Here is a 23,192-nt window from a genome sequence, read left to right as displayed (position 1 = left end):
CTAAAGCCCGATAAACAGGGCAGGGAGAGCCCTATTCAGCGGTTACCGCCGGACGCATGGCGCGTGCGGCCCCGTCGGCGAAGTTCAGGTGGCGCTGCGCGGCGTCGCTGCCGCAGCCGGCGACGGTGCAGACGCGGGTGTGCCGGCCGGTTTGGCGGCATCGGGCGCCAGGGCCGGCGCCAAAGGCGCGAGGCCCTTGTCTCCGGATCCCTGCGGGGGCTCGTCGGTCGGGCCGATCTTCTTGAAGCTCTCCAGCCAGCCTTGCGCTGCCGACTCGTTTGCGGGCCGCCTGCCGCTCAGGCGGGCTTCGGCTTCCTGGGTGAGCACGGTCAGGCTGATGCGGCGGTTGACTGCCGCCGCGGGGTGCCCGACATCGATGAGCTGGCTGGCCGCCATGCCCACGATGCGCACCAGCTTGTCGTCGGGCATGCCTGCCGCCACCAGCTCGCGGCGCGACGCATTGGCGCGGTCGGCCGAGAGCTCCCAGTTGCTGTAGCCCTTGGTGCCGCCGCCGTAGGGCGTGGCATCGGTATGGCCGGCCACCATCACACGATTCTCCAGGCCGTTGAGGCCGCTGCCGATGCGTTCCAGGATGTCCTTCATGTAAGGCTTGAGCACCGCACTTCCGGTGTCGAACATGGGCCGGTTCTGCGCATCGACGATTTCCACGCGCAATCCGTCCGGAATCACTTCCAGGCGGATCTGCTGGCTGAACTCCTTGAGGCGCGCGTCGTTCTGGATCAATGTCTCCATCTTGCGCCGCAGGTTTTCGATACGGGCCTTGTCCTGGCTGGCGATGGTGTCGCGCGCATCGTCGATGGTCATGCGACGGGCGGCATGGACTTCGGCCTTGCCGTGCACCTGGCCCACCGCACGCGTCAGGTCTTGCCCGCCCCCCGGCACGATGGACGTCGCCGCGCCGCTGCCGTCGCCGCCCGGCAGGGCCACATGCAGGGGAGAGTTGAAGTAGTCGGCGATGCCTTGCAACTGACCGCTGGTGGTCGAGCCGAGCAGCCACATCAGCAGGAAAAACGCCATCATCGCCGTCACGAAGTCGGCATATGCGATCTTCCACGCACCGCCGTGATGGCCGTGCGACGTCTTGCGCACCCTCTTGATGATGATCGGCTGGAGTTTCTTGGAGGAGGGCATGGCGTGCGGCGGCGGTTCAGGTGCGGCTGCCCTTGATGTGCTCTTCGAGCTCGGTGAAGGTCGGCCTTTCGGTCGAGAACAACACCTTGCGGCCGAACTCGACTGCCGTGGCCGGGTTGTACCCCTGCATGCTGGCCAGCAGCGTCGCCTTGATGCTCATCAGCTCCTTGCTGGTTTCCTCGGCCTTCTGTTCCATCAATCCACCCAGCGGTTCGACGATGGCGTAGGCGAGCAGAATCCCGAGAAAGGTGCCGACCAGGGCCGAGCCGATCATGGCGCCCATGATGGCCGGCGACTGCCCGACCGACGACATGGTGTTGATGACGCCGAGCACGGCCGCCACGATGCCGAAGGCCGGCAGGCCGCCGGCCAGGCGAGCCATGGCCTGCGACGGCGCCAGCGCTTCGTGGTGGTGGGTGTCGATCTCGCTGTCCATCAGCGCCTCGATCTCGTAGGCGTTGAGGTTGCCCGACACCATCATGCGCAGGTAGTCGGTGATGAATTCCACGACATGGTGATCACCGGCGATTTCCGGATAAGTCGAAAAGATGGGCGACTCGGCAGGAGACTCGACGTCTTTTTCGATCGCCATCAAGCCATCCTTGCGGGCCTTCTGCAGGATGTCGTAGAGCAAGGCCATCAGCGCCAGGTAACGCGCCTTGGTGTACTTGGAGCCCTTGAGCGCAGCGGGGATCGCCTTGCCGGTCGCCTTCAGCACCTTGGGCTGGTTGTTCACCACGAAGGCCCCGAGTGCGCCGCCGCCGATCACCAGCATCTCGATGGGCAGCGCGGCCAGTACCACGGCAATGTTGCCGCCGTGGATGATGAAGCCGCCGAACACACAGCCCAGCGCAATGAGATAACCGATGATGACAAACATGGAGGGCTGCGATCGGAGTGATGAAAAGCGTCAACGCCGGACGGGCTGTCGGGCGGTGCCCGAGGGGCGGGCGGCCATGACAGCCGCCTGGCCTTGCCTAACGTATCGGCAGAGCCGTCGAAAACTTGAGGCCCGGCCTTCTCGGCGGCTGGCGGGCGGGCGAGCGGCGATCAGGCTGCCGGCGCGGCATCCTCGGCCTGATCGCCGGTCAGAGGCTGCACGCGTGGCGGTGTGCGTTTGCCGGCACGCGCCGGTGGGCGGCACAGGCCGCATTGGTAATGGCGGGGGTTCTCGAACAGCTCGGTGATGAACCTGCCGCCGCAGCAGGAGCAGGCGGTCATGGTCAGCATGCTGGCGCCGACGAACTTCACCAGGCGCCATGCGCGGGTGAAGGTCAGTTGGGATTCCAGACCGCAACCCAGCATCTGCTCGCTGTACAGACCGTAGGCCCGGATGATGTCGTCGATCCTGTCCGCGTCGCTTTCATGGCTGACATATTCGAATATGTTGAGGAACAGCGACGAGTGGATGTTGGGCTGCCAGGTCAGGAACCAGTCGATCGAGAACGGCAACTGGCCTTTCGAGGGAGATCGGCCGCTGACTTCCTTGTACAGACGAAGCAGGCGCTCGTACGACAGGTCGGTTTCGCTCTCGAGCACCTGCAGCCGGGCACCCAGTTCGATGAGCTTGATGGCGCGCTCGACCTGGCGGGCCTCCTGCAGCAGGCTCTTGCGCCCGCCGGTCTGCGGCAGCAGTGCCGCGGCGGCCTTCATGACAGGGCAGCCGGTTGGCTCATCAGGATGCAGGCATGCAGCTTGGCCGTGCCTTCGTCGTCCAGGCGGCTGGGCTTGTGGTTGGTCAGCAGGCCCCAGACCATGTCGTCGTCGGCACGACAGCGGAACAGCAGCATGTTGTTGGCCGAGATCTTCATGATCTGGGCGGGCGACAGCGTGGCGATGAGATCGGCGGCTTCGGCCGAAACACCCAGCCGGTACTGCGCGGTCGCCTGGTCCAACTGGATCAACTTCTGCGCCAGCATCAGGTAGGTCAGGTTGGCCTCCCGGATTTCGGACAGCATCTGTTCCTGGTTCATGTGAGATCCTCCCTCGTTGTCAGGGCAAGTGCCCGACTCTTTTCAAGATGGCTTGATTCTGTCCAAAGCCGACGAGTCGCACGAGTCGGGGACTGGCGATGCGCGAGGTGTGATATTGCTACGAGCGTGTAGGAAGAATTCCTACAACGAAAGTCGTTGGTGAAACATAAAGGCTACATTTGGCGGCGATTTTGAGCTCTGCCGTTACGGTTTCAGGCGGATGTCACGGTGTGTTCCGTAACGTTCGCTTCATCCTTCAAAAAAAGATTCAAGTTGCCGGGGGCCCCGCCGATAAACCACACAACGGGGTTCAGGTGAAGCCCGTGAGCAGTGCGGCCCCCGCGCTGATCCTGGTCCCCAACTGTCTTTACCAGCAAGCTTTCTTGAAGGAGCACACATGGCCTCGACGATCAATACCAACATGGCTTCGCTGAATGCGCAGCGCAATCTGTCCAACAGCCAGAATTCGCTGACGACATCGATGCAGCGCCTGTCCTCGGGCATGCGCATCAACAGCGCCAAGGACGATGCCGCCGGCCTGGCGATCTCCGAGCGCATGACCGCTCAGGTCAACGGCCTGAACCAGGCGGCCAAGAACGCCAACGACGGCATCTCGCTGGCACAGACGGCCGAAGGCACGCTGGGCACCATCGGCAACAACCTGCAGCGCATCCGCGAACTGGCCGTGCAGTCGCGCAATGCGACGAATTCGTCGGACGACCGCGCCGCGATCCAGAAGGAAGTGTCGCAGTTGACGGCTGAAATCGACCGCGTGGCGAAGAACACGGCATTCAACGGCACCAACCTGCTCGACGGCAGCTTCACGGCGCAGTCGTTCCAGGTCGGCGCCAACCAGGGCCAGACGATCGAGATCGCCGGCATTGCCGACGCCAAGGTCAGCAAGCTCGGTTCGTGGAACAGCGTCGTGACATCGGCCAAGCTGACGGCGGGCTCGTCGCTGGCGGCAAATGCCACGACCGGTGCGTCCGGTGCGTTCACCGCGACCGCCGCTTCGACCGCAGTCGGTCAGCAGTTCTCGCTGACAGTGGGCGGTGTGTCCGTGATCAGCCGTGCCGGCACGGTCGGAGGAACCGGCACCGGCGTCTCGGTGACCGCAGCCACGATCGACACCGAACTGGCCACCACCCCCGTGACGACCGCCTTGGCCGCTGCGGGCATCACGGTGACCGGCACCGCAGCAGCGGGTACCCTGTCCTTCAGCCGGACCAACGGTTCCGCCGTCGATGTGTCGCTCGTCAACACCTTCGGCGCGACTCCCGCCGGCGGCTTTGCCAACGCCGGTTTCGTCGGCACTCACAGCGCATCGTTCGGCAAGCTGGCTGCCGGTGGCTTGACCATCAACGGTACCGACATCGGTGCAGTCGCCGGTGGCGCCAGCGCTGCCGATGGCTTGGACAGCCTGCTCTCGGCCATCAACAGCAAGACCGCCCAGACGGGTGTGACGGCTTCGATCGACTCCGGCAAGCTGTCGCTGAGCTCCAAGAGCCAGAACATCACCGTGGGCGGCACCACCGCCGGCCTGGCCGGGCTGACTGCCGGCCAGACCACCACGGGGGGTGTCAATGGCGTGGCCTTCAAGGCCGCCGGTGCCGAAATCGGTTTCGACGACCTGGATGTCTCCACCATCGACGGCGCCGACAACGCCATCCTGGCCATGGACGCCGCGCTCAAGTCCGTCAACTCGGCCCGTGCCGACCTCGGTGCCGTCCAGAACCGCTTCGAATCCGTGGTGAAGAACCTCAGCACCTCGGCCGAGAACCTCACCTCCGCCCGCAGCCGCATCCAGGACGCCGACTTCGCGGTCGAAACCGCCAACCTGTCGCGTGCCCAGATCCTGCAACAGGCCGGTACCGCGATGGTGGCACAGGCCAATCAGCTGCCCCAAGGCGTGCTGACCCTGCTGCGCGGTTAAGACCGCGGCGCAATCCGAACCGTGACGTCGAACGCATGATCTGACGTCGCATCGCCGCAGAGAGCCGCTTTCGGGCCGCTTTCCCGGTCGTCGAAGACAGGGCAATCGAAGGAATCACCTTCTGTTGCCCTGTTGCAGTTGTTTCCACCCGGCCATGTGCACCCCCTGGTCGGCGTTGCCGCGTGCTTCGCTTGTCCTGTGCAGGCCGTGCCTCCCGACCTTCTCGGGGGCTCTCGGCCCGTGTCGTCGACAGGTCTTCGCTTCTTTTTTTGAAGTTCTTCAGCGGTGCGACAGTTCGCCCTGAAGCTGGTTCCAAACTGTCTTTGCCAGCCAGCTTTTGAAAGAAGAACGTGGCCCTGACGATCAACACCAACCTGGCTGCGCTGAGGGCGCAGCGCTATCTGTCCATCACCGAAGCCTCGCTGACGACATCGATACAGCGTCTGTCCTCGGGCATGCGCATCAACAGCGCCAAGGACGATGCCGCCGGTCTGGCGATCTCCGAGCGCATGACCGCGCAGATCAACGGACTGAACCAGGCGGCAAAGAACGCCAACGACGGCATTTCGCTGGCGCAGACGGCGGAAGGCGCGCTGGGCACCATCGGCAACAACCTGCAGCGCATCCGCGAGTTGGCCGTGCAGTCGCGCAATGCGACCCAGTCGTTCGACGACCGTGCCGCGATTCAGAAAGAAGTGTCGCAGCTGACCGCTGAAATCGACCGCGTGGCCAGGAACACGGCGTTCAACGGGATCAACCTGCTCGACGGCAGCTTCACGGCGCAGTCGTTCCAGGTCGGTGCCAACCAGGGCCAGACGATCGACATGGCCGGCATTGCAGACGCCAAGGTCGGCCAGCTCGGTTCGTGGACCAGCGTGGCGACAGCGGCCAGGCTGATCGGCAGTTCTCCGATGAAGGCCTATGCCGCCAGCGGTCCGACGGGGTCGTTCGCGACCACTGCGGCATCGACGGCAGTCGGGCAAGAGGTCTCGCTGACCATCGGCGGGGTGGAGGTGTTCAAGCGGATGGGGACGGCCAACGGTACCGGTGCGGGCGCTGCCGTCACATTTCAAGAGATCTCCCAGGCGCTGGATGCGGCAGAGCCCGCATTGCTGGCCGCAGGCATCGGTTTCTCGGCGGCTTTTGTCGATGGCGTCCAGCAGATCAACACGGCTTATGTCTACAAGGCCGACGGCACCGCCCTCGACGTCACATTCGTCAACACATTTGGCAACACACCGGTCGGCGGCTTCGGCAGTTCCACGTTTGTCGGGCGCCATGAGGCCCAGACCTATGGCGATCTGAATCTCGGGGATCTCACCATCAACGCCGTCGACATCGGGATCGTGGCGGGAGGGGCGACCGTTGCTGCGGGCCTGAGCAACCTGGTCCAGGCGATCAATGCCAAGACCACGCAGACGGGGGTGACCGCTTCGGTCGAGTCCGGCCACCTTGCGCTGGCTTCCAGGACGGGCGACATCACCGTCGGCGGCCACTGGCCGGACCGGGTCGGGATGGCCGTGGGCCAGACGACGTCGGGCGGCATGGGCGGTGTCGCCTACAAGGCGGGAGCCGCGGAAACGGGTTTTGCCAAGCTGGATGTGTCGACCCTCGACGGTGCAGACAACGCCATCCTCGCCATGGATGCCGCGCTGAAGGCGGTCAACTCGGCCCGTGCCGATCTCGGTGCGATCCAGAACCGCTTCGAATCCGTGGTGAGCCATCTTGCTGTTTCGGCCGAAAACCTCACGGCTGCGCGCAGCCGTATCCGGGATGCGGACTATGCCGCCGAAACCGCGAACCTGTCGCGTGCCCAGATCCTGCAGCAGGCCGGCATCGCGATGGTGGCACAGGCCAATCAGCTGCCCAGAGGGGTGTTGACCCTGCTGCGAAGCTGATTCGACGCCGAGCCGGCGCCGCGGTCGTGTGCAACGCCTGCGCCTGCTCAGGCTTAATTTTCACAAAAACTCTCAAGTTTCACGGAATCGCGTCGATAAACCACTGGCTGGGTCGTGTCGTGCGACTCCTCAGCGGTTTGACAGTCGCCCTGATCCATGTGGTGCCCAGACTGTCCTTGCCGGGTCGGCTTTTCCGAAGGAACCACATGGCCTCGACGATCAATACCAACATGGCCTCGCTGAATGCCCAGCGCAATCTGTCGGCCAGCCAGAATTCGCTGACGACGTCGATGCAGCGCCTGTCCTCGGGCATGCGCATCAACAGCGCCAAGGACGATGCAGCCGGCCTGGCGATTTCCGAGCGCATGACCGCTCAGGTCAACGGACTGAACCAAGCGGCGAAGAACGCCAACGACGGCATCTCGCTGGCGCAGACGGCCGAAGGCACGCTGGGCACCATCGGCAACAACCTGCAGCGCATCCGCGAGCTGGCCGTGCAGTCGCGCAATGCGACCAATTCATCGGACGACCGCGCCGCCATCCAGAAGGAAGTGTCGCAACTGACGGCTGAAATCGACCGCGTGGCCAAGAACACGGCATTCAACGGCACCAACCTGCTCGACGGCAGTTTCACGGCGCAGTCGTTCCAGGTGGGTGCCAACCAGGGCCAGACGATCGAGATCGCCGGCATTGCCGACGCCAAGGTCAGCAAGCTCGGCTCGTGGACCAGCGTGGCGACATCGGCCAAGATGACTGCCGGCAGCACGCTCAAGGCCTACGCCACCTCGGGAGAATCCGGGACCTTCACCACGACGGCCGCTTCGACGGCGGCCGGTCAGCAATTCTCGATGACGGTGGGCGGGGTGACTTTTGTCAATCGGGTCGGCACCGCAGGTGGAACCGGCACGGGTTCTGCCGTGACGGCCTTTGCGATCGACGGCGAAGTCTATTTCGGCGGCGTTCACGCGCAATTGCAGGCTGCGGGCATTACGGCGCAGGGCTCGGCGCAGACCGGGGATCTGGCCTTCAGCAAGTCCGATGGCACCAATCTCGATGTCACGGTGGTCAACACCTTCGGCGCTGCGCCCTCGGGTGGTTTTGCCAATGCAGGGTTTTTCGGTTCGCATGCGGCGAGCCCGTTCGGCGAGCTGGCCTCCGGGGATCTGGTCATCAACGCCGTGAATATCGGCAGTGTGACGGGCGGTGCGTCCGTGGTGGACGGGTTGATCAACCTGGTCCAGGCGATCAATGACAAGACCGCGCAGAGCGGCGTCAAGGCGACGACCGAATCCGGGAAGCTGGTGTTGAGCTCCACGACCGGGAACATCTCGCTCAGCGGCGACTGGGTCGAACGAGCCGGTTTCGTTTCGGGCCAGACGACGGTCAACGGCGCAGGCGGCGTGGCTTACAAGGCCGGAGTCACCGAAAGCGGATTTTCCGGTCTGGACGTCTCCACCGCCGATGGCGCCGACAACGCCATTCTCGCCATGGATGCCGCGCTCAAGGCCGTGAACGCCTCCCGTGCCGACCTCGGCGCTGTCCAGAACCGCTTCGAATCCGTGGTGAAGAATCTCGACACCTCGGCCGAGAACCTCACGTCCGCGCGCAGCCGCATCCAGGATGCCGACTTCGCGGTCGAAACCGCCAATCTGTCGCGTGCCCAGATCCTGCAGCAGGCGGGTACGGCCATGGTGGCGCAGGCCAATCAGTTGCCCCAGGGCGTGCTGACCCTGCTGCGTGGCTAGAACAGGCTCGGGCTGGCCAAAGGCGTTGCGGCAGCACGGTCTTGATCGCTCGAACTGGATGCTTTTCCGGCTGTTCCTTGGGTGATCGGGGACCGGGCGGCTGGCAGACAATTCGTCCACCGTCTGGCTTCGGTCGGGATCGGCCCTCGGCCGCGGCATTGCCCCGGGCTGTTTCCGGATCGTCGTTTTTCTATCGGTAGGATTCTTATGGCTACGATTACCTCCCTGGGCCTCGGCAGCGGACTCGATGTGGACAACATCATCTCCAAGCTGGTCGCGCTCGAGAAAAAGCCGCTCGAAACCCTGGCCACGCAGGCCACGCTGATCACAAGCAAGGTATCGGCCTATGGCCAGATCCGCTCGCTGGCCACCAGTGTGGCCGATGCCGCCGCGGCGCTGGGCAAGGCCGAGACGTGGTCGGCCATGTCGGTCAGCTCCAGCGATTCGGCCTCGGTATCCGTTTCCACGACCGCCACGGCGGCGCAGGCCGGCAGCTACAGCATTGCCGTGCAGCAACTGGCGCGTGAACAGTCTGCCGCATCGGCGTCGATGGCGGCCGATGGTCAGCTCGGTTCCGGCAAGCTGCACATCCAGTTGGGAACCTGGTCGGGTCCATCCGGCAGCATGAGCTTTGCCGCCGGCAACGGTGCGGCGGTGGACATCACGATCGATGCCGCCGAGAGTTCGGTCTCGCAGATCGCGGCCAAGATCAACCAAGCCCAGGCCGGCGTGACCGCAACCGTCATCACGGACGCGACCGGCCAGCGCCTGATGCTGCGCTCGAGCGCCACGGGGCAGGCTGCGGGCTTTCGTATCCAGGCCAGCGATGCCAGTGGTCAGCCCGACACCTCGGGCACCGGCCTGTCGCAACTGGCTTTCGATCCGCAGAACCATCCGGCACTGGGCATGGCCACCAACAGCATCGAGTACGCGCAGGATGCGATGGCCACCCTCAACGGCCTGAGCATTCGCTCCAAGAGCAATAGTTTTGCAGACACCGTTCCTGGCCTCACCCTTCAGGTCAACAAGGTCACCACGGCCCCCGTGACGGTGACGATGACGCAGAACATGGCGTCCATGAAAACCTCGGTGCAGTCCTTTGTCACCGCCTACAACGCCTACAACAACTATCTGTCATCGCTCACCAAGTACGACAGCGCGACCAAGACGGCCGCAGCGCTGCAAGGCGATTCGACCGCCAACCGATTGCTCGCCAGCATGCGCACGGCCGTCACAGGGGCCGTCGACACCGCCGGCAGCCTCAACTCGCTGTCCGCCATGGGCATCTCGTTGGGCGCCGACGGTGCGCTGACGCTCGACAGCACCAAGTTCGACAAGGCCATGACGACGCATGGTGTGGCGGGCTTCAAGACCTTCTTTGCCGGTGCCACCGTTGCGAAAGCGGACACAAGTTTCTCCAGCAAACTCGGGTCGTTCATTTCGGGCCTGACGGCGGACGACGGCCTGATCGACCTGCGCACCGATGCTTTGGCGCAGGAGCGGACCAGCAACGGCAAAGCGCAGGAAAAGGTCAACGCCAATGCCACGGCCATGCAGGCGCGCCTCGAGAAGTCCTACGCGGCGCTCGACACCAAGATGGCCACGCTCAATGCGCTGAACACCTACATGACCCAGCAGATCACGCAATGGAACAAGGACTCGGATTGAGCGCAAAGGCAACCGGGGCCGGTCCAGCCCGTTTTGTGCGTGGCCCGATCGCACCGCCCCCGTGTTGTGTCCATCCGATGTCTGCATGACGGTGCGAAAAGACTCAATGTCGCGCGCTGATTGCCGATAAAGGATAAAAGTCGATCCCCCCAAGCCATGGCGCCGGCCGCGTGTCCGCCATCCCAAAGGAAGTACACACCATGTTCAGTTCAGCCCACAATCGCAGCCGCGCCGTTCAGGCCTACCGTGTCCAGAGCGCAGAGGGCGGTGTCGCCGATGCGTCGCCTCATCAGCTCATCCGTCTGCTGCTGGAAGGCCTGCAGCAGTCGATCAATGCCGCGCGCGGTGCGCTGCAGCGCGGCGATCTGGCGCTCAAGGGCCGTGAAATCACCCGGGCCGTCGACATCCTGGAGCAAGGGTTGCTGGGTGCGCTCGATCTCAAGCAGGGGGGCTCCGTGGCCCACAACCTCGAGGCTCTCTACGACTACTGCATACGCCGTCTGACCTGGGCCAATCTGCACAACGACGATGCGGCCCTGGCCGAGGTCGCGCAGCTGATCGCTCCCGTGCTCGATGGCTGGAACGCCATCGGTCCCGATGCCGCCGGCCTTCAGCATGAATCGCCGGCTCCGCTGGCGAACGCCTAAGCATCGTGCATTTACAAACCCTTCGCTACACCCCGACCACTGCCATGGGCCCCAGCCTGCTCAATTATTACCGTGCCATTCGCGAAAGCAGCCAGCTCATGCTCGATGCCGCTCGCCGTGGCGATTGGGACGAACTCGTGCGCTACGAGTCGGCTTGTGCCGTACTGATCGAACAACTGCGCTTTCTCTCGCAGAGCGAGCAGCTCACGGCGACGGATCGGCGCGAGAAAGCCAGCATCATGCAGAGCATTCTTCGCAACGATGCGGAGATCCGCCTGCTGGCGGAGCCTTGCATGGGCCAGTTCCAGGCGATGTTTTCGGCGCAGCCCGTCTCGCGTGCCCTGCATTGAGCGATCCGTAGGGGGCGGCAGAACGCGGAAAGACAAAAAGCGGCCGAGGCCGCTTTTTGTCTTTATTGCCGCAACCCGACGCCGTCGGACCGAAGCGGACGGGGGGCGAGCAGGGGATCAGACCTGCATGTTCATGATGTCGGAGTAAGCCTGTACCAGCCGGTTGCGCACTTGCAGTGCAGCCTGGAAATGGATCTGCGACTTCTGCATGGCGATCATGGTTTCTTCGAGTCCTACCTTGGGGTTCTCGAGCTGGACCTGCTTCTGCAGCTCGCCGGATTGCAGCTGGCTCTGGCTGACGTCCTTCAGCGCGTTCTCGAGCACACTGGAAAACTGGGCCTGACGGACACCGGTCGCGGCGCCGGCCGGCGCACTGCGCTGCAGGCCGCCCACGCCCGCTGCCGTCCCGGCCGCACCCAGCGCATCCAACGGGCTCAGGGGAGGAAAACGCACATTCATGGGGCACACCGGTTGGTTTCACTGAGTGTGATCCTAGGCGTTTGCCGGCGATTCTTAAGCCGGAAATAGCGGGGTAAATCGCCTTTTATCCCGTTCATGCGAAGCGGCCGTGTGTCAAATAATGCCTAGCATCCAAGGTGCCTTCCATCTTGCCTGGAACTTCATGTCAGCCATCGCCGAAGCTTCTTCATCGTCTCTGTCCGCTGCCGTGTCGTCAGGCCCGGGCTGGAAGTCCCGCCTGCCCGGACTCAGCCAAGGCCAGATGATCAAACTGGCGGCCGGGGTGGTGGTCCTGCTGGCGCTGCTCATCGCCGCCGTGGTGCTCAGCCGCCAGGCCGACTGGAAAGTGCTCTACACCAATCTGGGCGAAAAAGACGGCGGTGCCATCATTGCCCAGCTCAGCCAGATGAACGTGCCCTACAAATACACCGAGGGCGGTGCGGCCATCATGGTGCCCGCCGACCGTGTCTACGACGTGCGTCTGCGCCTGGCTTCGCAAGGCTTGCCCAAGGGCTCGGTCACGGGCTTCGAGCTCATGGAGAGCAATCGCCTGGGCATCACCCAGTTTCAAGAGAAACTCAACTTCCAGCGTGGACTCGAAGGCGAGCTCACGCGTTCCATCCTGGCGATTGCCGCCGTGCAGAATGCGCGTGTGCATCTGGCGCTGCCCAACCAGAACGGTTTTTTCCGCGAGCAGCAGCGCGCCTCGGCTTCGGTCCTGGTGACTCTCTATCCGGGCCGTGGGCTCGACCGGGCGCAGATTGCAGGGATCGTGCATCTGGTGTCGTCGAGCGTGCCCGAAATGGACCCGACCCGCGTCAGCATCATCGACGACAGCGGCAAGCTGCTGTCGACATCTCCCGATGCCCAGAACGCCGGTGCCGATGCGCAGCAGCTGCAGTACCAGCAACAGGTCGAACAGCAGTACGTGCGCCGCATTCTCGACCTGCTCGAACCGATCGTCGGCCGCGACAACGTGCGGGCCCAGGTGACTGCCGAGGTCGACTTCTCGCAAACCGAAGTCACGACCGAGCAGTACGCCCCCAACCTGTCTCCCCAAGCCAGTGCGGTGCGCAGCCAGCAGGTGTCCGAAGTGCCTTTGTCGGCCGACGCCAGCCCGCCGGCAGGGGTGCCTGGGGCGGCCAGCAACCAGCCGACGGCCCAGGCCGCCGCACCCATCAACAACAATCAGCCGAAGCCGTTGAATGCCGTCAATGGCCCGCTGGGCGGCACGGCGCCCGGCTCGGCTGCACCGGCCACGCGCCGCGATGCCACCACGAACTACGAGGTCGACCGCAGCGTGCGTTCGGTCCGTGCCGGAGCGGGTGCGATCAAGCGTGTCAATGCGGCCGTGGTGGTCAACTACCGCCAGGCTGTGGACGCCGAGTCGGGCCAGGCCAGCGCCACGCCGCTGTCGCCGCAGCAGATCGAGCAGATGACCGGTCTTGTCCGCGAAGCCGTGGGCTACAGCCAGACGCGGGGAGACTCCGTCAATCTCATGAATGCCGAGTTCCAGCGGACCGCCGTGACCCACGCCGAGGCGCCGTTCTGGAAGAGCCCGCAACTGCTGGACGTGGCACGCAGCTATGCCTGGCCCCTGGGGTTGGTGCTGGTCGCGTTGCTGGTCCTGCTGGGCGTCGTCCGTCCGGCGATGAAACAGATGACCGCCGCGCGCGAGTCGGCCATGGCCCTGGCCGCCCTCACACACCAGCAGCCGCAGCAGGGCGGCATGCTCAGTGCCATGGTTTCCGACATCCCGCAGCGCCCCGCGCTCGAATCGCCCCTGCCGACGGCCTCGCCCATACCCGGCACGGGCGGTGCGATGGGCGCGGTGAGCGGCGACGGTTCCGAGCAGATCCGCATCGAGGATGCACGTCAGATGGCGCGGCAGAATCCGGCTGCGGTTGCCAATATCGTCAAGAACTGGGTGCACGGCACTCCGGTCGCGTGAAAGACCGGTAAACGCCATGGATGAACAAGGTCTCAACGACGCCGCGATACTGATGATGTCGCTGGGCGAGGACGACGCGGCGCAGATCATGCGTTATCTCTCGCCCAAGGAAGTGCAGAAGATCGGCGAAGCCATCGCAGCGACGCGTACCGTCACACGCGAACAGCTCAACACGGTGGTCGAACGGTTTTCCCAGGCGACGGCCAACCAGAGCCTGTTCACCTCGGATACGGGCGATTACGTGCGTGGCGTGCTGACCCGCGCGCTCGACGACGACAAGGCGCAACTGATGATCGGCCGCATTCTCCACGAGGACAAGCTCGGCGGCATCGAACAGCTCAAGTGGATGGATCCCAAGTCGGTCGGCGAGATGCTGCGTGGCGAGCACCCGCAGATCGCTGCCGCCTTGCTGGTGCAGTTCGATGCCGACCACGCGGCCGATGTGCTGCGCCAGTTGCCGGCCGCACTGCGTCACCAGGTCATCCTGCGCATCGCCCGTCTCGACGCCATCCAGCCGGCGGCCCTGCAAGAGCTCAATACCGTGCTCGAGCGCTGGTCGGCCGGCGGGCTGCAGGCCTCGCGTCCGGCGGTGGGCGGCATCAAGACGGCGGCCGATGCGATCAACCTGCTGGGCGGCGGACTCGACGCGGCGGTGCTCGATGCCCTGCGCCAGCAAGACCCCGAGCTGGCCCAGCAGATCGTCGACCTGATGTTCGTGTTCGACGACATCGTCAAGCTCTCGGACAAGGAGCTGCAGTTGCTGCTGCGCGAGGTGGCGTCGGAAACGCTGATCGTCGCGCTCAAGGGGGCCTCGCCGCCCTTGCTCGACAAGGTCTTCCGCAACATGTCCTCGCGGGCCGCCGATGCCTTGCGCGACGACCTCGACATGCGGGGTGCCGTGCGCCTCAAGGACATCGAGACGCAGCAGAAGGAAATCCTCAAGACCCTGCGCCGCATGAGCGACGAAGGCGTCATCGTGATGGGCGAGGGCTGACGATGAACCACAATCGCCTTTCGCGCATCATTCCAGCCCCTCAGGTGAAGGCGGCGGTGCCGGTGCGTTTCGGTTCGCTGTCCGGCGAGCCTCCGATGGCCGAATCCGCGCAGGCCGTGGCGCCGGACGACGAGTTTGCACAGGCCAACGACGAGGCCGGCTACCGGCTGGCCTACGAAGACGGCTACGACGAAGGCTACCGCGTCGGCCAGGAGCAGGCTCAGCGCGAGGGGCAGCAGCGCCTGCAGGATTACGTCAAGAGCGAGGGCCGCCAGCAGTCCGGCCGCATGGAGAGCCTGTTGGTCAGTGCCGAGCATGGGCTGGTCATCATCCAGCACCAGATCGCGCAGACCGTGCTCGAACTGGCCTGCGATATTGCCCGTCAGGTCATCCGCCGGGAAGTCGCCATCAATCCCGTGAGCACGCTGGCTGTCGTGCGCGAAGCGCTGACCAGCCTGGGCACCGAAAGCCGGGCCGTGACCGTTCGCCTGCATCCGGTCGACTACGAGGTCCTCACGCTGCATCTGCGCACCAACAAATCCCTCAGCTACGTGACCTGGCAGGTCGACAACACCCTGCAGCCGGGCGATTGCATGGTCGAGTCGGGCAATACCACGGTCGACGGCACGCTGGGCAGCCGCTGGAAACGCGCCCTGGCCCGTTTGGGAATGGACAGCCCCCTGGGTGAAGACCCCGTCCCGGCCGAACGCCTCGCTGAAAAGGTGGCCGAATGAGCCGCAAGCCCGAGGCCAGTCTCGAGGACGTGGCCAGCCCCGTGGCCTGGATCCGTTTCATGGCCGATGCACGGGCACGGCTCAAGGACGATGTGCCCCTCGAGGTGAGCGGCACGCTGACCCGGCTCACCGGCCTGATGATGGAGGCGCAGGGCCTGCGCGCGGCCGTCGGTGCCCAGTGCGAAGTGCGCCAGGCCGGGCAGCCGCCGGTGACCGCCGAGGTCGTGGGTTTCACCCAGGGCGGCCTTTATCTGATGCCGGCCGGCGATGTGCACGGCATGCGCAACGGCGCCCAGGTGGCGCCCGCCCGTCCCTATGTGCCGGCCCCCGTCCTGGGCCGGCCCGATGCCGATGCCGTTCTGGACACCAGCGGCCTGCTGTGCCTGCCGCAGGGTCATGGGCTGCTGGGCCGCATCGTCGATGCCAGCGGGCAGCCGCTCGACGACGGCGGTCCGTTGCAGGACGTGGCCGCCATGCCCATGGACCGCGTGCCCATCAACGCGATGGAACGCGCCCCCGTGCGCGAGCCGCTGGACACCGGCGTGCGTGCCATCAATGCCCTGCTGACCGTGGGCCGCGGCCAGCGCCTGGGCCTGTTTGCCGGCTCGGGCGTCGGCAAAAGCGTGCTGCTGGGCATGATGGCCACCTACACGCAGGCCGACGTCATCGTGGTTGGCCTCATCGGCGAGCGGGGCCGCGAGGTCAAGGAGTTCGTCGAGGACATTCTCAGCCAGCAGGGACGTGAGCGCGCGGTGGTCGTCGCTGCCCCCGCCGATGCCTCGCCGTTGCTGCGCATGCAGGGGGCGGCCTACGCCACGGCGATCGCCGAGCATTTCCGGGACGAAGGGCAGCATGTGCTGCTGCTGATGGATTCGCTCACCCGTTACGCCATGGCGCAACGCGAGATCGCATTGGCGCTGGGCGAACCTCCGGCCACCAAGGGCTATCCGCCATCGGTGTTCGCCAAACTGCCCCAGCTCGTCGAACGCAGCGGCAACGGCCGTGAAGGCGGAGGTTCCATCACCGCCATCTACACCGTGCTGTCCGAAGGCGACGACCAGCAGGATCCGATCGCCGATGCCGCCCGCGCCATACTCGATGGCCATATCGTGCTCTCCCGGGCCCTGGCCGAGGAGGCGCATTTCCCCGCCATCGACATCGAGCAAAGCGCCTCGCGCGTCATGCACAACGTGATCTCGCGCGGCCAGCTCGAAATGGCCCGCCGGTTCAAGGCCATCTACTCGCGTTACCAGAAAAGCCGCGACCTCATCCGCGTCGGCGCCTATGCGCGGGGCAGCGATGCCGCGCTCGAGGAAGCGATCGCCATGCAACCCGCCATGCGCGCATTCCTGCGCCAGGACATGCACGAGGGATCCACCCTCGGCGACAGCATGGACCGCATGCTGGGCCTGCTCAACGAGGGCCGCCCGGCTTAGGACCGCGTGCCATGACATCCAGCCTCAATGCCCTGAAAATCGCCATCGGCATGGCCGAGAAAGAGCGCGACACGGCCGCCGGTGCGCTGGCACGGGCCGAGCCCGAAGCGGCCCAGGCCCAGGCGCAGTTCGATCAGTTGGTGGGTTATGCACGCGAAACGCATGCCCGCTGGAGCCCTGCCGGGCGGGGCAGTGCCACCCCCGAGGTTCTGCGCCACCATTACCTTTTCATGGAACGCCTGGATCAGGTGATCGCCTTGCAGGCCGATGTCGTCAAACGCCATCAGCGCCAGATCGAGCAGTGCCGCAGCACGCTGACCCAGGTGCAATCGCGGGTACAGGCCTTGCGTGCGGTGGCCGACGGTCTGCTCGACCGGCAAGCCCGTGCAACGGCTCGAAGCGAACAGAAACAGACGGACGAGATGGCCGCCCGCGTCTCTGCAAACGGCATGCTTTACAGCCAGCGGGAGAATGACCATGGCCATTGAACCGATGTCGAGCGTGCCCGGTCCCGCGCCGCGCCTGCAGGGCTCGGCCAAGGTCCGAAGCGTCGAAGACGCGGCCCGCCGCAACCGTGAGGGTCTGGGTTTTGCGCAGGCCCTCGAAGTCCGCAACCAGGCGATGAGCGACGTGCGAGCCGTGGCCGCCGAATCCGACCGCGACCCGCGCGATGCCCGTGCGGAGTCTGCCGACGACGAGACCGACGACAGTCCAGACTGCACCGGCCGGGCCGACCCGCCTGCCGACCGCGCAGACTCGGATCGACCGTCCAGGTTGTCCGGCCAGGAGCTGATGGCGGATACGAGCTGGCTGCTCATGGGCTCGGCCTTGACGGTTTTGCCCATGGCAGACCCTGGCGCGTCCCCGAACCATCCGGTTTCGTCGCGGACGGCAACCCCCTCCCTGACCGGGGCAACGGCCGATGCGGCTGCAGCGACAGTGCAGGCTGCCGACAACGACGCCGGGGTCGCTGGCAGAGGCGCCGGCGATGGCTCGGACCAGCCCTTGCCGCTGACGGACGAGCCGCCTCGCGCCCGTGCCGTGCCGGGCGAGACGGCCGGTCCCGCGCAGGCGGCGCTCGCCGTCCAGGCCGGCAAGCCGGGGGCGGCACCATGGCTTGCTCGCCAGGTCTTTCTGCAAGGACAGGCCGATCTGGCTCGGCAACAACAGCTGGAACGACAGGCGCAGCAAATGCAGCCACTGCAGTCCGTGCAACAGCAGCCGCAGCAAGCCGCCCACACCGCCTCGCGTGCCGATGCTCCGCTTCTCGGCAGCCTGCTCCAGCAACTGCCGCAGACCGACGCCGTTCACCCGGCCTCGCGCGTGATCCAGGGCGGTCTGTATCCGCTCGCCGCAGGGGATGACCTGCGCAGTGAAACGGCACGCCGGTCCGGTGCGTTTCCGGCGGCCCTCGTCGACGGCACGACTGGGCCCGGCGTTGTGAGCATGCCGTGGACGGGGCAGGGCAGCGATACCCCAGGCGGGTGGAGCTCTGCGACCACTGCCGTGCTGGCCGCCCCCGGCACCGCAGAGGACGGACTGGCGGCGGACATCAGCTATTGGCTGGCCCAGAAAAGCCAGAGCGCCCGCTTTTCGGTCGATGGCGCCGATGGCCAGGCCGTGGACGTGCGTGTGGCGATCCAGGGCAACGAGGCCCATGTGGCGTTTCGCACCGACCACGGCGCCGTGCGCGAACTGCTCGACAGCGAAAGTGCCCAGTTGCGCGATATGTTGCGTGAGCAAGGCCTGAACCTGACCCGACTCTCGGTCGATTCGGGGCAGGGCGATTCTGTCTCGTCGCAGAACGGCGGACAGGCCCAGGCCGGTTCCCACCCGACAGACGGCAGTCCGCATGGGCAACGGCGCATGGGCCGCGTCGACCTCGCCCCGCCGGCGAGCGCCATCGGCCTGCAGGCCGTGAACGCGGCTTCACCCCTGCCGGGATTGGACCTGTATGTCTGAGTCCATCGCGGCTTTTCTTGACGGCGCAACGCAGGTCGCCGACCTGCGTGCGTCTCCATTGTCGTCCGGCGTTCGGCGCTGGATTCGAGGATAAAAACATGGCAACCAGCAAACCTGCGGCCAAGGACGAGGCCGCTCCGGCCGAGACCCGTGCAAAACCTTCGCGCCTCAAAGGCGTCCTGATCACCGGCGTCGTGGGCGTGGTCTTTCTCGGCGCAGGCGCCGGCGCCAGTTGGTGGTTCTTCGGCCGCCATGTGCCCGCCGGCGCGCAGCAAACCGCGACCCCTGCGGCACCCGAGGCCATCGTCACGGCCGCTCCACCGAGCTACCTCGCGATCGAACCCATGGTGGTCAATCTCAGTGGCGACAGCGGCGACCGCCTGGTCCAGATCGGCATCACGCTGGCCTTGTCCGACGAGAAATCCAACGACCGCATCAAGGCCTTCCTGCCCGCCATCCGCAACGCGGCGATCCTGACGATATCCCAGCGTGCCGCCACCGATCTTCTGACACGGGAAGGCAAGGAAAAACTCGCCCGCGATATCCAGGCCGAGGTCACGCGCATCATCGGCGCCGGAGCCACGAGCCCGGTGCGCGAGGTGCTGTTCGCCAACTTCATCGTTCAGTAGTCCGAGCCGCACGGACCAGCCCGATGCAGCCCGTCATCCATGCCCGCATGAGCCCTTTGCCATGACCGATGCCTCCTCGTCACCCGTTGCCCCCGAAATCCCGGCAGACACGCCCCGCGGCTACGATCTGTCGAGCCGCGAGCGCTGGGTCGGACGGCCCATCCCGACGCTGGACATCGTGGGCGAGCGTTTCGCGCGACGCATCGAGAACGGCCTCTTCGGCATCCTCAGCCGTCATGTCGAAGTGCGGCCGGCCGACATGCACATCCAGCGCCATGCGTTGCAGATGGCCGCGCTCGCCGGTGCCAACCTCAGCCTGGTGTCGCTGGCCCCGCTGGTCGGCAACGGGCTGGTCAGCGTCGACGCCGACCTGTTCCATGGCATGGTCGACGTGATGTACGGCGGCACGGGCACGGACCTCCCGATTGCCACCGTCCCCGCCGTGCCGCGTGACCTGTCTCCCACCGAACTGCGCATTCTCGAGCGGCTGGTGCGCCTGGTGTGTGCCGACTACCAACAGGCGTGGTCCGGCATCCATCCGGTCGAGCCGCAGTTCCTCAGGACCGAGCGGCTGTCGCAGTTTGCCGCCATCGCCGGACCGGACGAGGTCATCGTCACGGCCTCCTTCGATGTCCGGGTGGGCGAGGTGCAGGGCCAGATCCACATCGGCGTGCCCTACACGGCCCTCGAGCCGCTGCACGACATCCTCTATGCCTCGCCCCTGGGCGAGACCGAGTCCGTCGACGACACCAAGCGCCGGCTGCTCGTCCAGGAGCTGCAGTCGGCCGACCTGCAGCTCGTGGCCGAGCTGGCCACGGCCACGCTCACCATCGAGCAACTGCTGACCATGCAGACCGGCGATTTCATCGAACTCGACCGTCTGCCCACCGTCATGGCCAGCATCGAGGGCGTGCCCTTGTTCGAATGCCAGTACGGCACCCACCAGAGTCATTACGCGTTGCGTGTCCTGACCTGCCTGCATCCCAGCGGAGAATCCCATGATCACTGAAAGCAAACCGGCCGACGACTGGGCCGAGCCCCTCGATACGGCGGCTGCCGCCGGCGCACCCGCCGCGCCCGCGGCTCCCTACGGCGACATGTCGCGGGTGCTCGACATTCCCGTCCAACTGTCGGTCGAGCTCGGGCGCAAGAAGGTCTCGCTCAAATCCATCCTGCAGATGGCCGAAGGCTCGGTCATCGAGCTCGATGCCCAGGCCGGCGAGCCCATGGACGTACTGGTCAACGGTCACCTCATCGCCCGCGGCGAAGTGGTGGTCGTCAACGACAAGTTCGGCATACGTCTGACCGACGTGGTCACCGCCTCCGAACGCTTGCGCCGGGCCAATCGGGAATGACCGACAGCCTCATGTCCTCGGCCTTCGTGGTGCTGTCTTTCCTCGGCGTCATGGCCCTGTTCGCGCTGGCCTTGCGCTGGCTGCAGAAACGCAACCGCCTGCCGGGCAGCGGCGGGCCAGGGCATGCCGTGACCGTTCTGTCGTCCGTCACGCTGGGCCCCCAGCAACGCGTGCTCACCCTCGAGGTCGGTCCCGAGGGCGCCCGCACGGCGCTGGTGGTCGGTGTCACCGCTCGGTCCATGCACACACTGCACCAGTGGTCCGTGAATGCGGCCGAGGATGGACGGCATGCCGATGCATTCGCCACCTCGCTGCGCAGCAGCCTGGGCCAGGTGCCCGGTTCCCCGGTGTGGGCCGGCGATGTCCGCCGCGCCGTAACCCCCGATCTCGCCGATGCCGCGAAACCCCGCCATGATTGATTCCCGCTCGAACCTGAATCCGTGGCTGCGCCGTGCCGCTCTGGCGGCGCTGCTCGCCGGGCTGGTTGCCGTGCCCGCCGCCGCCCAGCAGAACGGACAACTGCCGCTGCTCATCGGCAGCGGGGCAGGGGGCGCCAGCTACTCCGTGCCCGTCCAGACCCTGCTGTTCTTCTCGGCGCTGTCTTTCCTGCCCAGCGTGCTGCTGATGATGACCAGCTTCACCCGCATCGTCATCGTGCTGTCGCTGCTGCGCCAGGCGCTGGGCACGCAGTCGGCGCCGCCCAACCAGGTCATCATCGGCCTGTCCCTTTTTCTCACGCTGTTCGTCATGGGACCGACGCTCGACCGTGTGTACAACGACGCTTACCTGCCCTACACCCAGAACAGCGTGACCTTCGAGCAGGCGGTGGCCAATGGCTCCCAGCCCATGCGCGAGTTCATGCTCAAGCAGACCCGGCAGTCCGACTTCGCCCTGTTTGCCAGGCTCGGCCGGCTCGAGCCCGAGGTCACGGCCGAGACCGCGCCCATGCGCGTGCTCATCCCTGCATTCGTCACCAGCGAACTCAAGTCGGCGTTCCAGATCGGCTTCATGATCTTCATCCCCTTCCTGGTGATCGACATCGTCGTCTCCAGCATCCTGATGTCGCTGGGCATGATGATGCTGTCGCCCGTGCTGGTGGCCTTGCCGTTCAAGCTCATGCTGTTCGTGCTGGCCGATGGCTGGAATCTGCTCATCGGCTCGCTGGCGGCCAGCTTCGCCCGATAGGCCGCCCGACGTGGAACGAACCGATCCGGAAAGCACCGCAAGCGCATGAACTCCCAGACCGTCCTGACCCTGGGCAGCGAAGCTGTCACCCTGCTGCTCATGGTGTCGTTGCCCGTACTGGGCGCCGTGCTCGTCGTGGGCCTGGTCGTCAGCATCTTCCAGGCCATTACCCAGATCAACGAGAACACGCTGTCCTTCCTGCCCAAGCTGGTCGTGGCCGTGCTGGTGTTCGCACTGGCCGGACCGTGGATGCTCGCCACCCTGGTCGATTACCTGCGGCGGATGATCGAGTCCATCCCCTCGATGGTGCAGTGAGGCCGGGGCGCTGCCCATGATCAGCTTTTCGCAAGACCAACTGGTGGCCTGGATGTCGCCTCTGCTGTGGCCTTTCGTGCGGGCCCTGGCGCTGTTCATGGCCGCCCCCGTGCTGTCGAGCCGGGCCGTTCCCGCGCGCGCCAAGATCGGCCTGGCCTTTCTGGTCGCATTGGGTTGCCAGGCGTCGCTGTCGGGCCAGCCGGTGGTCGGGCTCGACAGTCCGCAGGCCCTTGCCGTGCTGCTTCAGCAGGTCTTCATCGGCCTGGCCATCGGATTTGCGGTGCGCATCGTGTTCGCGTCCGTCGAGCTGGCAGGCGAGCTCATGGGGCTTCAGATGGGCCTGAGCTTCGCTTCCTTTTTCGACCCCGTCAGCAATGCCCAGGTCAGCGCCATCGCCCGCCTGTTCACCATCCTGGTCACGCTCATGTTCGTGGCGGTCAACGGGCACCTGCTGCTGGTCGTGGCCCTGGTCAACAGCTTTCAGGTGTTTCCCGTCGATGCGGGCGTCATGCAGGCCGCCGGCCAACTGCAGATCCATCGCCTGGGCGCGGAGCTGTTCTCGACCGCCCTGTGGATCGCCTTGCCCATGATTGCGCTGATGCTCTTCGTCAACCTCACGCTGGGCATCATTTCGCGCATCGCACCCCAGATCAACATTTTTGCCATCGGTTTCCCGGTCACGCTGGCCATGGGCATGGTGGGGCTGGTGACCGTCATTCCGCTGCTCGATGCCCCCATCTTGGCTGCGCTCGACCGCGTGCTTGCACTGTTCGGCACATCGACCTGATCCTCTGCCGTCTGCCTTC

24 protein-coding genes are annotated in these 23,192 nt (G+C 65.5%); 19 read left to right on the top strand and 5 right to left on the bottom strand.

From position 1 onward, the window contains the following. Nucleotides 1–84 precede the first annotated feature (84 nt). The 4 genes from motB to flhD form a co-directional block, all read right to left on the bottom strand. On the bottom strand, nucleotides 85–1,152 hold the full coding sequence (gene motB / locus EC845_RS05225; RefSeq protein WP_123296113.1) for a flagellar motor protein MotB: 1,068 nt from the start codon (nucleotides 1,150–1,152) through the stop codon (nucleotides 85–87). Nucleotides 1,153–1,168: 16 nt separating this feature from the next. Continuing rightward, on the bottom strand, nucleotides 1,169–2,032 hold the full coding sequence (gene motA, locus EC845_RS05220; protein ID WP_123296112.1) for a flagellar motor stator protein MotA: 864 nt from the start codon (nucleotides 2,030–2,032) through the stop codon (nucleotides 1,169–1,171). A gap of 170 nt (nucleotides 2,033–2,202) precedes the next feature. Continuing rightward, entirely contained in the window at nucleotides 2,203–2,805 is a 603-nt protein-coding gene (gene flhC / locus EC845_RS05215) for a flagellar transcriptional regulator FlhC (protein ID WP_123296111.1), read from the bottom strand. Beyond that, a complete protein-coding gene (gene flhD / locus EC845_RS05210; RefSeq protein ID WP_123296110.1) occupies nucleotides 2,802–3,125 on the bottom strand; it encodes a flagellar transcriptional regulator FlhD in 324 nt (107 codons plus the stop codon). Before flhD ends, flhC begins: the two co-directional genes overlap by 4 nt. A 397-nt stretch (nucleotides 3,126–3,522) precedes the next feature. Between flhD and EC845_RS05205 the strand changes: the two genes are divergently transcribed. From EC845_RS05205 to EC845_RS05180, 6 genes are all read left to right on the top strand, one after another. Further along, nucleotides 3,523–5,058 (top strand): flagellin, encoded by a 1,536-nt coding sequence (locus tag EC845_RS05205; protein WP_123296109.1) that lies wholly within the window; start codon nucleotides 3,523–3,525, stop codon nucleotides 5,056–5,058. A 350-nt stretch (nucleotides 5,059–5,408) separates the two neighbouring features. Next, nucleotides 5,409–6,956 (top strand): flagellin, encoded by a 1,548-nt coding sequence (locus EC845_RS05200; RefSeq protein WP_123296108.1) that lies wholly within the window; start codon nucleotides 5,409–5,411, stop codon nucleotides 6,954–6,956. A 206-nt stretch (nucleotides 6,957–7,162) separates the two neighbouring features. Further along, nucleotides 7,163–8,701 (top strand): flagellin, encoded by a 1,539-nt coding sequence (locus EC845_RS05195; RefSeq protein ID WP_123296107.1) that lies wholly within the window; start codon nucleotides 7,163–7,165, stop codon nucleotides 8,699–8,701. A 207-nt stretch (nucleotides 8,702–8,908) separates the two neighbouring features. Next, entirely contained in the window at nucleotides 8,909–10,369 is a 1,461-nt protein-coding gene (fliD, locus tag EC845_RS05190) for a flagellar filament capping protein FliD (protein ID WP_123296106.1), read from the top strand. Between the two features lie 200 nt (nucleotides 10,370–10,569). Continuing rightward, nucleotides 10,570–11,016, top strand: coding sequence for a flagellar export chaperone FliS (gene fliS, locus EC845_RS05185; protein WP_123296105.1), 447 nt, complete (start codon nucleotides 10,570–10,572; stop codon nucleotides 11,014–11,016). Between the two features lie 44 nt (nucleotides 11,017–11,060). Then, a complete protein-coding gene (locus tag EC845_RS05180; RefSeq protein WP_123296104.1) occupies nucleotides 11,061–11,366 on the top strand; it encodes a flagellar protein FliT in 306 nt (101 codons plus the stop codon). A gap of 117 nt (nucleotides 11,367–11,483) precedes the next feature. On the opposite strand, the gene fliE is transcribed toward EC845_RS05180, so the two are convergent. Further along, the gene (gene fliE, locus EC845_RS05175) at nucleotides 11,484–11,825 is read right to left on the bottom strand and encodes a flagellar hook-basal body complex protein FliE (protein ID WP_123296103.1); all 342 of its coding nucleotides are present in this window, start codon (nucleotides 11,823–11,825) and stop codon (nucleotides 11,484–11,486) included. Nucleotides 11,826–11,988: 163 nt separating this feature from the next. Between fliE and fliF the strand changes: the two genes are divergently transcribed. The 13 genes from fliF to fliR all read left to right on the top strand — a co-directional run bounded on the left by fliF (nucleotide 11,989) and on the right by fliR (nucleotide 23,173). Further along, nucleotides 11,989–13,776: a flagellar basal-body MS-ring/collar protein FliF gene (fliF, locus tag EC845_RS05170; RefSeq protein ID WP_123296102.1), complete on the top strand. Its 1,788-nt coding sequence runs from the start codon at nucleotides 11,989–11,991 to the stop codon at nucleotides 13,774–13,776. Nucleotides 13,777–13,792: 16 nt separating this feature from the next. Further along, nucleotides 13,793–14,770, top strand: a complete 978-nt coding sequence (gene fliG / locus EC845_RS05165) for a flagellar motor switch protein FliG (protein ID WP_123296101.1) — start codon at nucleotides 13,793–13,795, stop codon at nucleotides 14,768–14,770. Nucleotides 14,771–14,772: 2 nt separating this feature from the next. Then, nucleotides 14,773–15,504 carry a FliH/SctL family protein gene (locus EC845_RS05160; protein ID WP_123296100.1) on the top strand — a complete coding sequence of 244 codons (732 nt, stop codon included), beginning with the start codon at nucleotides 14,773–14,775 and terminating at the stop codon, nucleotides 15,502–15,504. Beyond that, entirely contained in the window at nucleotides 15,501–16,940 is a 1,440-nt protein-coding gene (fliI, locus tag EC845_RS05155; RefSeq protein WP_370451238.1) for a flagellar protein export ATPase FliI, read from the top strand. The genes EC845_RS05160 and fliI overlap by 4 nt, the downstream gene beginning before the upstream one ends. 11 nt (nucleotides 16,941–16,951) lie before the next feature. Further along, nucleotides 16,952–17,428, top strand: a complete 477-nt coding sequence (gene fliJ, locus EC845_RS05150; protein WP_123296099.1) for a flagellar export protein FliJ — start codon at nucleotides 16,952–16,954, stop codon at nucleotides 17,426–17,428. Beyond that, nucleotides 17,418–18,902 carry a flagellar hook-length control protein FliK gene (locus EC845_RS05145; RefSeq protein ID WP_158615624.1) on the top strand — a complete coding sequence of 495 codons (1,485 nt, stop codon included), beginning with the start codon at nucleotides 17,418–17,420 and terminating at the stop codon, nucleotides 18,900–18,902. Before fliJ ends, EC845_RS05145 begins: the two co-directional genes overlap by 11 nt. 98 nt (nucleotides 18,903–19,000) lie before the next feature. Next, complete coding sequence (gene fliL, locus EC845_RS05140; protein WP_123296097.1) at nucleotides 19,001–19,531, top strand: flagellar basal body-associated protein FliL; 531 nt, start codon at nucleotides 19,001–19,003, stop codon at nucleotides 19,529–19,531. 61 nt (nucleotides 19,532–19,592) lie between these two features. After that, nucleotides 19,593–20,540, top strand: coding sequence for a flagellar motor switch protein FliM (locus tag EC845_RS05135; RefSeq protein ID WP_123296096.1), 948 nt, complete (start codon nucleotides 19,593–19,595; stop codon nucleotides 20,538–20,540). Next, nucleotides 20,530–20,886 (top strand): flagellar motor switch protein FliN, encoded by a 357-nt coding sequence (gene fliN / locus EC845_RS05130; protein ID WP_123296095.1) that lies wholly within the window; start codon nucleotides 20,530–20,532, stop codon nucleotides 20,884–20,886. Before EC845_RS05135 ends, fliN begins: the two co-directional genes overlap by 11 nt. Beyond that, entirely contained in the window at nucleotides 20,883–21,305 is a 423-nt protein-coding gene (locus EC845_RS05125) for a flagellar biosynthetic protein FliO (protein ID WP_123296094.1), read from the top strand. Before fliN ends, EC845_RS05125 begins: the two co-directional genes overlap by 4 nt. Continuing rightward, a complete protein-coding gene (fliP, locus tag EC845_RS05120) occupies nucleotides 21,298–22,071 on the top strand; it encodes a flagellar type III secretion system pore protein FliP (protein ID WP_123296093.1) in 774 nt (257 codons plus the stop codon). The genes EC845_RS05125 and fliP overlap by 8 nt, the downstream gene beginning before the upstream one ends. 45 nt (nucleotides 22,072–22,116) lie before the next feature. Beyond that, the gene (gene fliQ / locus EC845_RS05115) at nucleotides 22,117–22,386 is read left to right on the top strand and encodes a flagellar biosynthesis protein FliQ (protein ID WP_123296092.1); all 270 of its coding nucleotides are present in this window, start codon (nucleotides 22,117–22,119) and stop codon (nucleotides 22,384–22,386) included. Nucleotides 22,387–22,402: 16 nt separating this feature from the next. Further along, entirely contained in the window at nucleotides 22,403–23,173 is a 771-nt protein-coding gene (fliR, locus tag EC845_RS05110) for a flagellar biosynthetic protein FliR (RefSeq protein ID WP_123296091.1), read from the top strand. Nucleotides 23,174–23,192 lie beyond the last annotated feature (19 nt).

It is taken from the genome of Comamonas sp. BIGb0124 (assembly GCF_003752175.1).
GTDB lineage: Bacteria > Pseudomonadota > Gammaproteobacteria > Burkholderiales > Burkholderiaceae_C > Comamonas_F.
The sequence above is the reverse complement of the archived record's forward strand: the minus strand, read 5'-3'. Positions and strand labels throughout refer to the sequence as shown.